General features: G+C 34.0%; 14 protein-coding genes. 7 read left to right on the forward strand and 7 right to left on the reverse strand.

Going from position 1 to position 14,171, the window contains the following annotated elements:
- The first annotated feature begins 47 nt into the window (after nucleotides 1-47).
- Nucleotides 48-566, forward strand: coding sequence for a hypothetical protein (locus AC23L6_RS11210; RefSeq protein ID WP_487562565.1), 519 nt, complete (start codon nucleotides 48-50; stop codon nucleotides 564-566).
- 60 nt (nucleotides 567-626) lie between these two features.
- On the opposite strand, the gene AC23L6_RS11215 is transcribed toward AC23L6_RS11210, so the two are convergent.
- The gene (locus AC23L6_RS11215; protein WP_487562564.1) at nucleotides 627-1,568 is read right to left on the reverse strand and encodes a TerC family protein; all 942 of its coding nucleotides are present in this window, start codon (nucleotides 1,566-1,568) and stop codon (nucleotides 627-629) included.
- 128 nt (nucleotides 1,569-1,696) lie between these two features.
- Complete coding sequence (locus AC23L6_RS11220; RefSeq protein WP_487562563.1) at nucleotides 1,697-2,713, reverse strand: glutamine synthetase beta-grasp domain-containing protein; 1,017 nt, start codon at nucleotides 2,711-2,713, stop codon at nucleotides 1,697-1,699.
- 266 nt (nucleotides 2,714-2,979) lie between these two features.
- On the opposite strand from AC23L6_RS11220, the gene AC23L6_RS11225 reads away from it, so the two are divergent.
- The 5 genes from AC23L6_RS11225 to AC23L6_RS11245 all read left to right on the forward strand — a co-directional run bounded on the left by AC23L6_RS11225 (nucleotide 2,980) and on the right by AC23L6_RS11245 (nucleotide 8,838).
- Complete coding sequence (locus AC23L6_RS11225) at nucleotides 2,980-5,169, forward strand: glutamine synthetase III family protein (protein ID WP_487562562.1); 2,190 nt, start codon at nucleotides 2,980-2,982, stop codon at nucleotides 5,167-5,169.
- A gap of 96 nt (nucleotides 5,170-5,265) precedes the next feature.
- The gene (locus tag AC23L6_RS11230) at nucleotides 5,266-6,150 is read left to right on the forward strand and encodes an OmpA family protein (protein WP_487562561.1); all 885 of its coding nucleotides are present in this window, start codon (nucleotides 5,266-5,268) and stop codon (nucleotides 6,148-6,150) included.
- A gap of 10 nt (nucleotides 6,151-6,160) precedes the next feature.
- Nucleotides 6,161-6,949, forward strand: a complete 789-nt coding sequence (locus tag AC23L6_RS11235; RefSeq protein WP_487562560.1) for an OmpA family protein — start codon at nucleotides 6,161-6,163, stop codon at nucleotides 6,947-6,949.
- A 105-nt stretch (nucleotides 6,950-7,054) separates the two neighbouring features.
- Nucleotides 7,055-8,233 (forward strand): AIR synthase related protein, encoded by a 1,179-nt coding sequence (locus tag AC23L6_RS11240; protein WP_487562559.1) that lies wholly within the window; start codon nucleotides 7,055-7,057, stop codon nucleotides 8,231-8,233.
- 11 nt (nucleotides 8,234-8,244) lie between these two features.
- On the forward strand, nucleotides 8,245-8,838 hold the full coding sequence (locus AC23L6_RS11245) for a GNAT family N-acetyltransferase (protein ID WP_487562558.1): 594 nt from the start codon (nucleotides 8,245-8,247) through the stop codon (nucleotides 8,836-8,838).
- Between the two features lie 29 nt (nucleotides 8,839-8,867).
- On the opposite strand, the gene AC23L6_RS11250 is transcribed toward AC23L6_RS11245, so the two are convergent.
- The 3 genes from AC23L6_RS11250 to AC23L6_RS11260 all read right to left on the reverse strand — a co-directional run bounded on the left by AC23L6_RS11250 (nucleotide 8,868) and on the right by AC23L6_RS11260 (nucleotide 10,759).
- Nucleotides 8,868-9,695 carry a hypothetical protein gene (locus AC23L6_RS11250; protein ID WP_487562557.1) on the reverse strand — a complete coding sequence of 276 codons (828 nt, stop codon included), beginning with the start codon at nucleotides 9,693-9,695 and terminating at the stop codon, nucleotides 8,868-8,870.
- A gap of 42 nt (nucleotides 9,696-9,737) precedes the next feature.
- Entirely contained in the window at nucleotides 9,738-10,064 is a 327-nt protein-coding gene (locus AC23L6_RS11255; RefSeq protein WP_487562556.1) for a hypothetical protein, read from the reverse strand.
- A gap of 62 nt (nucleotides 10,065-10,126) precedes the next feature.
- The gene (locus AC23L6_RS11260; RefSeq protein ID WP_487562555.1) at nucleotides 10,127-10,759 is read right to left on the reverse strand and encodes a hypothetical protein; all 633 of its coding nucleotides are present in this window, start codon (nucleotides 10,757-10,759) and stop codon (nucleotides 10,127-10,129) included.
- Nucleotides 10,760-11,035: 276 nt separating this feature from the next.
- On the opposite strand from AC23L6_RS11260, the gene AC23L6_RS11265 reads away from it, so the two are divergent.
- The gene (locus tag AC23L6_RS11265) at nucleotides 11,036-11,467 is read left to right on the forward strand and encodes a hypothetical protein (protein WP_487562554.1); all 432 of its coding nucleotides are present in this window, start codon (nucleotides 11,036-11,038) and stop codon (nucleotides 11,465-11,467) included.
- 285 nt (nucleotides 11,468-11,752) lie between these two features.
- On the opposite strand, the gene AC23L6_RS11270 is transcribed toward AC23L6_RS11265, so the two are convergent.
- Nucleotides 11,753-12,973, reverse strand: coding sequence for a peptidylprolyl isomerase (locus tag AC23L6_RS11270; RefSeq protein WP_487562553.1), 1,221 nt, complete (start codon nucleotides 12,971-12,973; stop codon nucleotides 11,753-11,755).
- Nucleotides 12,974-13,046: 73 nt separating this feature from the next.
- A complete protein-coding gene (locus AC23L6_RS11275) occupies nucleotides 13,047-14,171 on the reverse strand; it encodes a peptidylprolyl isomerase (RefSeq protein ID WP_487562552.1) in 1,125 nt (374 codons plus the stop codon).

Here is a 14,171-nt window from a genome sequence, read left to right on the forward strand (position 1 = left end):
TGATTTTTGGAATACATTTATAAATTAATCAATTAAAATCAATCATCATGAAAAAAATAGTTACAATGCTAGTATTGATAGGGATAACGATACTGTCAAGTTGTGAAGGACCACAAGGACCTGCGGGTCAAAACGGGTATAGTGCAGAAAGTGAAGTTTTTGAACTTAAAAATATAAATTTCGGTCGCAATGATGTAGACGGATATAATATATATCAGACTTTTAGAACTCAAATTTATTCGTCGGATAATATTTTAATTTATAGACTTTCAGGTACTATAGATAGTTCAACTCCTATTTGGCAATTGATACCTAGAACATTGTATCTCAATCAAGGAGAATTAGATTACGATTATGATTTTAGTAGGGAAGATTTCAAGATATATGCTGGTGGAACATTTGATTTAACATTGGCTCCACAGTACATCCAAAATCAAACGTTTAGAATTGTCATCATACCAGGTTATTTTTCAGGAAGATCCAGTAAAAAGGTGGATAAAAATGACTATAATGCGGTTATCAAAGCCTATCACATAGACGATAGTAATGTGAAAATACTAAATTAAAAAATAGTTTTCTAAGATAAAAAGCAGCTCATCAACTAGCTGCTTTTTTTATGAATTAAATTAATCTTTCTTAGCCATTCGTAACGAAACAAGAACTCCTGTGATCAGTGATAAGGCAATAAATGAAAGAGAAAACCACTCTGGAATTTCTATTAGACTGTGCAGAAGCATTTTTATACCAACAAAACTTAGTATTGCAATCAAACTATATTCTAGATAGCTGAATTTTTCCAACATATTTGCTAAAAAGAAATACATAGAGCGCAATCCGAGTATTGCAAAAATATTGGAACTAAAGACTAAAAAAGGGTCTGAAGTGATAGCCAAAATTGCAGGTACACTATCTACAGCAAATAGTACGTCCATTACTTCTATAACTACTAAAGCAACGAATAGGGGAGTAGCATAGGTTTTAGACTCTTTTTTAACGAAAAAATGGTCTTTCTCGTTGTGATGCGAAATGGGAATTATTTTTCCTAAAATTTTATAGACTAAGGAATTTTTAGGTTCAAAGTCATTTTCTTCATTTGTGAAGAGCATTTTTAAGGCGGTGAAAATAAGGAAGATCCCAAAAACATAAGTTGTCCAACTGAATTTGTTTATCAGTAAAACTCCAAAATAAATCATCAAACCTCTAAAAACAATTGCGCCTATTATTCCCCAAAACAAAACCCGATGTTGGTATTTCTTTGGAATTTTAAAAGATGAAAAAATAATTGCAATGACAAAAATATTATCAACACTCAACGACAATTCGATTAAATATCCCGTGATGTATTTAATCATTGCTGTTGTTGGCTTTAATCCATCAGGATTGGACACATAATTATTCGAATACAGCCAATAAACAACACCTGAAAAAGCGAAAGACATCGATATGAATATGAATGTCCACTTACTGGCTTCCTTAGTGCTAATTATATGAGGTGTTTTATTGAATACGCCTAAATCAAGAGCAAGAAAAATGAAAATACTTAGCAGAAAGAAAAACCAAACAATCATAATTGAAATTTTTTTGAACTACAAATATACTTTTTTGATTTAATAATTAACAGGGATATAGCTAGAGTAGTAAATAAAAAAAATGCCTTCAAGATAGAAGGCATTTTAAAAAAAATATTTTAGGATTATTAAAGTGCAGATTTAACTGTTTTAATAATTCTTGCAGCAATTTTGTATGGATCACCATTAGATGCAGGTCTTCTGTCTTCTAACCAACCTTTCCATCCTTTTTGAACTGTCATTAATGGGATACGAATTGAACATCCTCTGTCGGATACTCCGTAAGAGAAATCGTGAATAGAAGCGGTTTCGTGTTTACCAGTCAAACGTTGTTCGTTATATGCTCCATATACAGCGATATGTTCTGCAGTAACAGGTCGGAAAGCCTCACAGATTTTCTCATAGGTTTCTTTAGAACCACAAGTTCTTAAAACAGAGTTTGAGAAGTTAGCATGCATACCAGAACCATTCCAATCAGTATCTCCAAGTGGTTTAGGGTGGTATTCAATGTAGTAACCATATTTTTCAGTCAAACGATCTAATAAGTAACGAGCAACCCAGATTTCATCTCCTGCTTTTTTAGCTCCTTTAGCAAACAATTGGAATTCCCATTGTCCACATGCTACTTCTTGATTAATTCCTTCAAAGTTAATTCCAGCGGCTATACACAAATCAGCATGCTCTTCAACTAATTTTCTTCCGTGAGTATTTTTACCACCTACTGAACAATAGTACATTCCTTGTGGTGCTGGATAACCTCCTACTGGGAAACCAAGAGGAAGTTGAGTTTTTGTATCCATAATGAAGTATTCTTGTTCGAAGCCAAACCAAAAATCATCATCTTCATCGTCAATTGTAGCTCTACCATTTGAAGGGTGTGGAGTTCCATCAGCATACATAACTTCAGACATTACTAGGTATCCATTAATACGAGTTGGATCAGGATAAATAGCAACAGGAACTAATAAACAATCAGAAGAACCTCCTTCAGCTTGTCTTGTTGACGAACCATCAAAAGACCAGTTTCCTATTTCTGCCAATGTTCCTTTGAAGTTTTCGTGCTCCTCAACTTTGGTTTTACTTCTTAAGTTTTGTGTTGGTTCATAACCATCTAACCAAATGTATTCTAATTTTATCTTAGCCATAATAATAAATTAATTTTATGATTTAAATTCTGGACAAATATAGCTCAATTTTTTTAGGCTTAAAAAAAAGGGGGTATTTTTTACATTCTAACTGGTTATTTTTCTCATTACTGCATTTTTGATAGGGGTATATTTTATAATTAGTAATTTAGTGTGCCTATAAAAATTAATTTCATAATTATCAACAGGGTCGTTTTGTGTTTTTAGAATGATTATATTTGTTTTTCGATATAAAATCTTAAGTAGTAACATTTAAAATTGCTCACATGTCAACATTACGTTTTCAAGCTTTGAAAGAAGCATCGTCAAGAAATCAAATTAAATTTGAAGAAACTGATAAAAAGTCCATTATTTTTGGTTCTAATGTATTTAATGAAAAAGCAATGAAGCAATATTTAACTTCAGATGCTTTCAAAGCAGTTCAAGGTGCCATACAATATGGAACTAAAATAGACAGAAAGCTAGCCAACTATATTGCCATGGGTATGAAAGAGTGGGCGTTGTCAAAAGGGGTGACTCATTACACCCATTGGTTTCAGCCATTGACAGGCACAACTGCTGAAAAACATGATGCTTTTTTTGAGACTTCATTTGACGGTAGTGACCCTGTCGAAAAATTTGGAGGTGCCCAATTGGTTCAACAAGAACCTGATGCGTCAAGTTTTCCAAATGGAGGTATCAGAAATACTTTCGAAGCAAGAGGATATACCGCTTGGGATCCAACCTCTCCAGCGTTCATTTATGGGACTACTTTGTGCATACCTACAGTATTCATATCCTATACGGGCGAAGCTTTGGACAATAAAATTCCATTGTTAAGAGCCTTATCTGCCATGGATGAGGCCGCTACTGAGGTATGTAAGTATTTTGATAAAAATGTTAAAAAAGTAACAGCTACTCTAGGTTGGGAACAAGAATATTTCCTTGTTGATAAAGCCTTGGCCAATTCACGTCCTGATTTAATGATGACTGGTAGAACTTTGCTTGGACACACTTCTGCGAAAGGTCAGCAATTGGATGATCATTATTTTGGTTCTATTCCTACTCGAGCTTTAACGTACATGAGGGACTTAGAACAAGAATGTATGCTATTGGGAATTCCAGTTAAAACCCGTCATAACGAGGTTGCTCCTAATCAATTTGAGTTGGCTCCCATTTTTGAAGAAACCAATTTGGCTGTCGACCACAATTGTCTATTAATGGATATAATGCAAAAAGTGGCTGAGCGTCACGATTTGAAAGTATTACTTCATGAAAAACCTTTTAAAGGAGTTAATGGGTCGGGTAAACATAATAACTGGTCGTTAGCTACAGATACTGGAGTTAACTTATTGAGTCCAAGTAAAACACCAATGAGTAATTTACAGTTTTTGACTTTCTTTGTCAATACAATCAAGGCTGTTAATGATTATGAAACGTTATTACGAGCTTCTATAGCAACCGCCAGCAATGACCATAGACTTGGAGCTAATGAGGCGCCACCAGCAATTATTTCCGTTTTTATAGGTGAGCAGTTGACCAAAGTTTTAGCCGAACTCGAAGGTGTTACCACTGGAAAACTTTCGCCAGAGGAAAAAACAGACCTAAAGTTGAATGTGGTAGGGAAAATTCCAGATGTGCTTCTTGACAATACCGATAGAAACAGAACGTCTCCATTTGCCTTTACTGGAAATAAATTTGAGTTTAGAGCCGTAGGTTCTTCTGCAAATTGTTCTAATGCGATGACTACTTTAAATACTATAGTAGCCAAACAACTAAAAGATTTTAAAATAGCTGTCGATGCATTAATTGAAGAAAAAGACTTGAAAAAAGATGAAGCTATTTTCAATGTTTTGAGGGAATATATCAAGCAGTCTAAAAGAATACTTTTTGAAGGAGATGGTTACAGCGAAGCTTGGCAACAAGAAGCGGCTAAAAGAGGATTGAGCAATTTCAAGACAACGCCCGAGGCTTTAAAAGCGAGAGCTTCTAAACAAGCTTTGGATTTATTTTCAGAAATGGGCATCATGAATCATGTTGAGGTAGAAGCTCGCTATGAAATTGAATTAGAAGAGTATACCAAGAAAATTCAAATTGAAGGAAGAGTATTAGGTGACATTTCTAGAAATCATGTGATTCCTACAGCCATTCGCTATCAAAATACTTTGATTGAAAATGTAAAAGGGCTCAAAGAAATCTTTGGTTCTGATTTTGAAAAAATTGCCAAAGAACAAATTATCTTAATCAAAGAAATTTCGAGTCATATAGAAGGCATCAATTCTAAGGTGGAAGCCATGACGAATGAAAGAAAAAAAGCCAATAATTTGACAAATGCTCAAGAAATGGCAGAGGCGTATTGCAATAAAGTGAAACCTTACTTTGAAGACATCAGAAATCATTGTGATAAATTGGAATTATTGGTCGATGACGAAACATGGACATTGACAAAATACCGAGAATTATTATTTACAAAATAAACTTTAAACGCTGAGGCATGCACCCGAACTATTTTGAAATGGTTCGGGTGTTTTTGTTAGTTTTTTTTGTAACTTTCGTTAATCAATATACGCAAAATGAAATTTTTTATTCTGGTACTCCTTTCCTTAAGTTTTTCTACCTTAGCAATAGGTCAAAGCCAATTTTCGATATATTTTGACAGTAATAAATACGAATTAACTCCCTTAGAAACCAGTAAATTAAATCAGTGGATTTCTTTAAATCCTAAAGTTAAAATCGTTGGAATACACGGATTTTGCGATGAGGATGGCAGTAGCAGTTTCAATGATACTTTAGCCAAAAACAGAATTAATTTTGTTTACACATTCATTAAAAACAAGATTGCCATTCGAGATGATTTCAAAACTAGAAGTTTTGGAGAATTACATAGACTGTCTAAAATAAAAGCCGAAAATAGGAAAGTAACTTTGTTTTACAATGAAGCCAATGATTTATCTAGAGAAAATGAAATTTTAGGTATAAAAGAAGAGCCAATTCAACTACCCAAAGCCGTTATAAAATATCCTGAAAAATTGGTTTTTGACAACCCTGATGGAAGTAAATCGGAATACAAATTAGATGTAGATTTTATGCAGAAAATGACTGAAGCGGGTGTTGGACAAAAATTGAAACTTGAAAATTTAAATTTTATAATTAACACCTATATAGTTGTTCCTCAGTCAAAAGGGAAAATGTATGAGCTATTATTGGTAATGAAAAACAATCCTAATCTCAAGATCGAGATTCAAGGACATTTGTGCTGTATGCCAACGGACAGATTGGATTTATCAACGCAGCGGGCGAAAGCTGTAAATAATTTTCTAGTTGCCAACGGGATTAATGAGGAAAGAATTACTTTTAAAGGATTCGGAAGTACACAACCCATTTATGTGCTACCTGAAAAAGATGAAGCCCAACGCTCTGCTAACAGAAGAGTTGAGATTTTAATTGTTGCGAATTAAAAAAATTATAATGAAACAACTGACTTTTATTTTCTTCTTTTACGCGCTATCACTTTCGGCTCAGGAGAAGATAGAAGTCTTTTTTGACTTCAATAAATCCGATATTACTACTGCATCCCAACAAAAGTTAGAAAATTGGATGGGCACCAACAAAAACATTGAAGTTACTAAAATATACGGTTATTGTGATTGGAAAGGAACCAACAATTATAACGATACTCTTTCGCTTAAACGAGTTAAAGCAGTATATGATTTTCTTATTAAAAGTAAAATAAAAGTTCTTGATACTTATGAAGTGAAAGGTTTTGGCGAAGATTTCAAGCAATCCAAAGTGCAATCGGAGAATAGGAAAGTGACTATTTTTTATCAAGAAATTAAAAAAACAGAACCAGCACTTGCTGAAGTAGATGAAAGTAAAACGCTTGAGGAGAAGGTTAAAAATGCAAAAGTCGGAGATGTTATTGTACTGAAAAATATTTATTTTAAAAATCGTTCGCCACGAATCGTCCCAGAGTCGAAACCAACAATGTATGAATTGCTATGTGTTTTAGAAGACCATCCCAATTTAAAAATCCAAATACAAGGTCATATTTGTTGTCAGCTAGTTGGAGATTTTGAAGACATTTCAACATTAAGAGCCAGAGCGGTTTATACCTTTCTTATTCAAAATAAAATCAATAGAAAAAGACTTTCCTACAAAGGTTTCGGTATTACAAGACCTATCCATCCCATTCCCGAAAAGTCAGAACAAGAAGCGAATGAAAATCGTAGAGTAGAAATTTTGATTTTGGAAAATTAATTGAAAATAAATCCCAAATCTGAAATCTTAAATCCCAAATCATATTCCTATCTTTGCCCAACAACAATTTACCTGTCGGCTGACAGGCACAACTAACTACAACAAATGAGTTCAGATACTTCAAAACGATATGCACTTCGTGGCGTTTCGGCTTCGAAAGAAGATGTGCATAATGCTATAAAAAACATCGACAAAGGTCTATTTCCAAACGCTTTCTGTAAAATTGTCCCTGATTATTTAACCCAAGATGAGGAGTATTGCCTTATCATGCATGCAGATGGTGCCGGAACAAAATCGGCATTGGCCTATATGTACTGGAAAGAAACAGGAGATATATCGGTTTGGAAAGGGATTGCACAAGATGCTTTAATTATGAATATTGACGATTTATTGTGCGTAGGTGCAACTGATAATATAATGCTTTCCTCCACCATTGGCAGGAATAAAAACCTCATTCCAGCAGAAGTAATTTCGGCTATTATCAACGGAACTGAAGAATTAATTGCTGAATTAAAAACTTTTGGAGTAACGATTCATTCTACAGGTGGCGAAACAGCCGATGTTGGCGATATTGTTCGAACCATCATTGTCGATTCAACTGTTACAGCCAGAATGAAGCGCAGTGATGTAATTGATAATGCCAATATTCAAGCGGGTGACGTTATAGTAGGTTTGGCCTCTTTCGGTCAAGCCAAATATGAAAAAGCCTATAATGGCGGTATGGGAAGTAACGGACTAACATCTGCACGACATGATGTTTTTGATAACTATTTGGCTCAGAAATATCCAGAGAGTTTTGACGCCTTGGTGCCTGCGGAATTAATTTATTCGGGTAAGGTAAAATTGACCGATGCCGTTGCCAATGCTCCTTTGGATGCTGGTAAATTAGTGCTATCGCCAACACGAACGTATGCACCTGTCATTAAAAGTATTTTATCTAAATATACCGCAAAAGACATTCACGGAATGGTACATTGTAGTGGTGGAGCCCAAACCAAAATTTTACACTTCATAAATCATCTTCATATTATAAAAGACAATTTGTTTCCAGTTCCGCCTTTGTTCCAACTGATTCAAGAGCAATCCAAAACCGATTGGAAAGAAATGTATCAAGTATTTAACTGTGGTCATCGCATGGAGTTGTATTTGCCAGAATCTTTAGCCAATGATATTATCTCCATTTCAGAGTCGTTTGGGATTGATGCACAAATTATCGGTAGGGTAGAAGCGTCAAATTCTAAAAAGCTTACTATTAAAAGTGAATATGGAGTATTTGAATATTAATTACATTTTTAATGACTATACCTTCTAATCTAGTTCTCGAGAATGAGGCTGTACTGTTAAGACCTCTACAGGAAACGGATGTAAAACATCTTTTGCCTTTTTCTATCAACGAACCAGAGCTTTGGAAGTATTCTTTAGTTCGGGCGAATGGAAAGGAAAATTTAGAAAATTACATTCAAATTGCATTGCGAGCGAGAGCCAATGGAACAGAATTTCCTTTTATTGTATTTGATAAACGTACAGGGAAATATGCAGGTAGTACTCGTTTTTATGATATCAATTATGGTTTTAAAACAATTCAGTTGGGTTATACTTGGTACGGTAAGGATTTTCAGGGAACGGGTTTGAATAAAAATTGTAAGTTTCTCTTACTCGAGTACGCTTTTGAAACTTTAGGAATGGAGCGCGTGGAATTTCGTGCCGATAATGGTAACGAACGAAGCAAAGCTGCGATGTTGAGTATTGGTTGCAAGGTTGACGGTGTTCTACGAAGCAACATGCCCACTTTTGAAAGTGAGCTTCGGCGCGATAGTATTGTACTAAGTATTCTGCGAAAAGAATGGTTTGAGGAAGTGAGAGACCTTTTAAAGAAAAAGATGGAATAAGTTTTTAGGCCACAAAAGCAACTTAAATTTTAATCGGAACGGATGTAGCTAATGGTTTGCGCTTCGCTACCAAAACTGACATACTCAATTTGAATGGAATTGTTATCCAGTTGTGTTACAAAACAATTATAAGGAGGCCAATTGGCCATATAACCCGAACCTAAGAGGGCGGTTTTTGAAACATGAGTACCAAATTGGTAAATAAAACTGGGATTGATGTGCAATTCGAGTTCATTGATTGAATTGATTTTAAATTCAATTTCTTCGTTGGATACTTCTTTGGGTTGCTTTATGGATTTCCATTTTCCTATGAGTTTTGAAGGGACAATGATATCTTTTTTGGAGTAAGGAAAACAATTCAATTTTTGCTGTTCGATAAAGCCTTCACAATCGTAGCTCTTTTTATAAACCAATTTGTTTTTGGTTTTGAATAGTTGCGGTCTCCAACCGAAAAGATTGATTTTTCCTGTTGTTCCAAGCTGAATGGAGTAGCATTTTTCTACGATTCCATTTTTTGTTTTGAATTTCACTCCTATTATAGACCAGCCGGGATAAATGGCTATCTTGTTCTCACATCTGTCCCAATAGGTATCAGCGACACAGCTTTGATTTTTGAACCAATTGGTTATGCTATCAAGAGCGGGAGTAAAGTTGGTTTGATAGCCACTGCCTGCTCCATTGTAATAGCGTTGTCCGTTTTTATGATGTCGCACTTGTTGCTTGAGCAAGCACTCAATTTTTTTGAAATGCTCTTTTTCAATGGCTTTGCAAAATTTTGTATTGCTTTGACCCAATGTCACATGCAAAGTACATCCTAAAAGTAGCGAGAGTATTATTTTATTGAATGTGATTTCCATACAAGGAGTTTTTGGGTGTTGTCCGCGCTATCGGGGTTATGTTTAATCTTCTAAACTATTTATTTTTTCTCGTATTTGCATCAATAATTTGCTCATATCTCCTCCAAAATACGATGGGCGACAAAACTCTTCATAAATTACTGCTCTTCCGTAATCAGAAACGTCAGGTCCACCAGTGTAAAGTTCATAAACTTCCCAATTATTTCGAACGTGATGGTCAGCCAAACGGATTGCATTATCCATTTGTCTTTCAGCATCACTTCTTATTTTTTTATTTTTGCCATTTCTGTAAGTCGGATATGAAAGTAAAAAATCGGAATGAGTTCTATCAAGAATATTGTATAAATCTTGCCATTGTTTTTTAGTCATAATTTTAATTTTAGTTGATTTTTATCATAGAATGCGCTATCGGTTATCAGGTCTATCAGGTTTTATTTTTGATTTTTCTCCAATTCATTTAATTTTTCGTCCATTCTATTTAAAAATAGTTGGTAATACACATCATTTTTGTAGATGTTTAAAGTCCAAATGGTTGATATTGATTCCGGAGTTCTTTGTGAAATAATTTCGAATGTTGTTGTTTTACCTTTGTAAACTTTTATTATTTTATTTTCTTCTAATTCTGAACTCACTAATTGACAACCAAAACTTTTTATTGAATTAATATATTCAAAATATTTAGTTTTATCTATAATTTGTAATGACGTTACACCGTCATCTATTTCCGTATTATATACAAATCCTAGTATTGAACTTTCTTGTATTGGATAGTAGTTTTTGTTATAAACAAAAGTTAAAATTAAATTTCCATTTTCTTCTATTTTTTTGGTTTGATACAAATCCCAATTATTCTTTATTAAATATCCTTCAGCAAATTCTACTCCTTTACCTCTTATTTCTAAAATTTGATTTAAACTTAAATTTTGTGAATATGACACAAAACTTATGCAAAATGCAAATAGAAAATAAATTTTTTTAATATTTTTTAAAGTATTAAAGATTTTAATTTGTTCTTTTCTTCTGTTAATTTGATTGAATCGCTTCGTTTGTAGTGAAAATGTCATAAATTATAATTTAAGTAAAATTTTAAATGTTTTGAAATCTTTTTATTTAGGTATTTCTGTCGCTCGAAACTGTCTGCCAACTCATAAATTGGCGCATGTCCCAAATATAATTACTTACAAGCGATTATAGTCGTTTGTACTTGTTTGTATTTTCAAAAGTAAACAAATTTAAATTGTATGAGACATGTCTTTTTATTTCTTCAATAAGATTCTATTTTGAACTTTGAGAAAAATTCATCTCAAAAAGGAATACCTTTGAAAAAAATAATATACAATATGAAAATAAATCTAAAATCAGGAATTGACAAACTCTTGTTTGGGATGAAACAGAGTGATGTTATTGCTATTTATGGAAAGCCAGATAAGAACTATAAAGACGAAGACGATAATGTGATTTTTGTTTATAACGCTCAAAAAATGCGTTTGACATTTTATCAAGAGGAAGCGTTACGGCTAGGCTATATTGTGGCTTCGAGTGTAGCGTTAGACCTAATGGGTGTTTCTGTTATTGGTAAAACTATTGGAGATGCCAAAAAAGAATTGGCTGAAAAAGGACTTGTGAAATTCACTCAAGAAGCATTTGATACTTTTGAAAACTATTTTAATGAAGACAACTGGCTTATTCTGCAAACGGAATTTGATGAGGTGGTAAAAGTAGAGGTAGGAGCTATTATTACTAACAAAGATGAATTTGACTGGAAGTTTTGATTAGTGGTCAGTTGGCAATGGTCAGTGTTCAGTAAGCAGGATTGGTGAGGATACAAAAAAAGCGTAGAAGATTTTTCTACGCTTTTTCTAATACCGATTATTAATATAAGACAGGTTTATTTTTTTGAACCATTAAGAAAGTTAAGTTTGCTTCGCCTGCTCGTCTCGAAAGCTTTTGCAAATCGGGTTATTAAGACTTAATTTTCTTAATTGTTTAAATTTTTAATGGTTGCTTTTATTAGACTTATTAATAAACATAAATGGTATACATCTGCTGATAAGAACTTACTTTTTCTCAGGTATGGACTCTAATAATTCTACTTCGAAAATGATATTGGCATTACCTGGAATTACGTTTCCTGCTCCTCTTTCTCCATAACCCAATTGAGATGGAATGAATAAAATGGCTTTATCTCCAAAAGATAAATTGCTAATTCCTTCTAAGAATCCTGGGATTAAACCATCTTTTTTTCCAGCAGTGAATGGGAAAGGGTTGTAGCCGTTTTGGCTGGCTCTGTTTTGGTCAAATTTTCCATAAGCTTTGGCAACTTCTTCCACACTACTGTCAAAAAGGCTACCGTCTTCTAAATAGCCTGCATAGTGAATGTATATGGTTGAGCCTTCAGCTGGTTTTTTACCTGATCCCGTTTGAGTAATTTTACTTTCTAAACCTGTCTCTGATTTGGTTGCTGTTGCTCTAGCTGCTGCAAAATATTTTACTTTGTCCGCTTTTACAGGAGCATATTTTTCGTCGTATATTTTTTTAGCTTCAGCTTCTTGCTGTGCTTGTTTGGCTCTGGCCTCAGCTTCAATAGCAGCTTGTTTTTTATCATCTTCAGCTTTGTTAGCAAAATAATCTGAAAACACTTTTACAGCATCAAATTTTTTAGCTTCAACTCCTTTTCTGACAATGGTGATTTTGTTCATCACATCGTCTTGAGCAATGGCGTTTACCACATCTTGTCCAGAAGTTACATAACCAAAAATGGTATGCTTTCCATTCAACCACGGTGTGTCTTTGTGTGTGATAAAAAATTGGCTACTGTTGGTTCCAGGACCTGAATTTGCCATGGCTAGAATTCCAGCTTTGTCAAATTTCATTTCAGGAATAAATTCGTCTTTAAAACTGTAACCAGCTCCACCAGTACCGTTTCCATTAGGGTCACCACCTTGAATCATGAAATCTTTAATCACTCTGTGAAATTTTAATCCATCAAAATAGGGTTTGCCCTTTAATTTTTCATCGGTTACAAAAGTGTTTTTTCCTTCTGCTAGTGAGATGAAATTGGCAACAGTAATTGGTGTTCTTTTGTATTCCAGCTGAATTACAATTTTGCCTCTTGCGGTTTCAATTTCTGCAAAAATTCCTTCATTTGATGCTGCAGGGGTTGTTTTTTTTGCTGGTGTTGTAGTCACAGCTTTTTTGGTTCCAACTGGTTTTTTTGTATTTTGAGCGAAACCACTCATCATTCCTAAAAATAATAAAACGATAACTTTAATTTTCATTTTTCACTGATTAATATTCCTTACTTAATTCGCAAATGCAGGGATTTTCAGGTTTTTCCCTTTTATAAATTGATTATTGTTGAGTCATTGTTTCTAGAAGTTCTACTTCAAAAATGATGTTGGCATTTGGAGGAATAACTCCGCCAGCACCTTGTTCACCATACGCCAAATTCGATGGAATAAATATAACGGCTTTGTCTCCAAAGGACAGTTTCTCTATTCCTTCTATAAATCCCGGAATCATTCCATCTTTTCTTCCTGCCTCAAAAGGAATTGGAATGTATTGTTTTGCCTGAGCTCTTTGAGCGTCAAATTTACCGAAACTTGCCGCCACATTGGCAACACTGCTATCAAACAATTCACCATTTTCTAGAAATCCAGAGTAATGAATGTATACGGTTGTTCCTTCTTTTGGCTTTTTACCAGTTCCTTTGGTTATGATTTTATAGCGCAAACCAGAATTTGTTTTAGTAGCTGATTTTTTAATGGTTTCAAAATAGGCTACTTTCTGGTCTTTAACAATCTTGTATTTAGCATCATAGATTTTTTTATTTTCAGCATCGATCAGGGCTTGTTTTTTTAAATTTTCTGCTTCATGAACAAAAAAATCAGTGAAATATTTAACGGCATCAAAGCGTTTTGCTTTTTCTCCTTTTTGGATGATAGTGATTTTTTTAATGAAATCATCTTGTTCTATTTTGTTGACCACGTCCATTCCGTTTTCAACCACATGACCAAAAATAGTGTGTTTCCCTTCTAGCCAAGGTGTGGGAACATGAGTGATAAAAAATTGACAGCTATTGGTTCCTGGACCTGAATTTGCCATAGCTAAAACACCTACATCATCAAAACGCAAATCGGAGATTTCATCTCTAAATTTGTAACCTGTATCACCAGATCCATCTCCAAGAGGGTCACCACCTTGAATCATAAAATCTTTAATCACTCGGTGAAATTTCAATCCTTCATAGAAAGGTTTGCCTTTAAATTCTTCGCTTACAAAGGTATTTTTACCTTCTGCGAGGCTTACAAAGTTAGCTACTGTTATTGGTGCTTTTTCAAAATCAAGTTGAACGACAATAGACCCTTTATTGGTTTCAATGTCTGCATATAAACCATCAGGTAGTTTACTGTGTTTGTCTTTGCAGGAGATAAATAAAGTACTTAGAATCAGTAGTAGAGAAATTGTTTTTTTCAT

It is taken from the genome of Flavobacterium sp. R1_16, assembly GCF_057652095.1.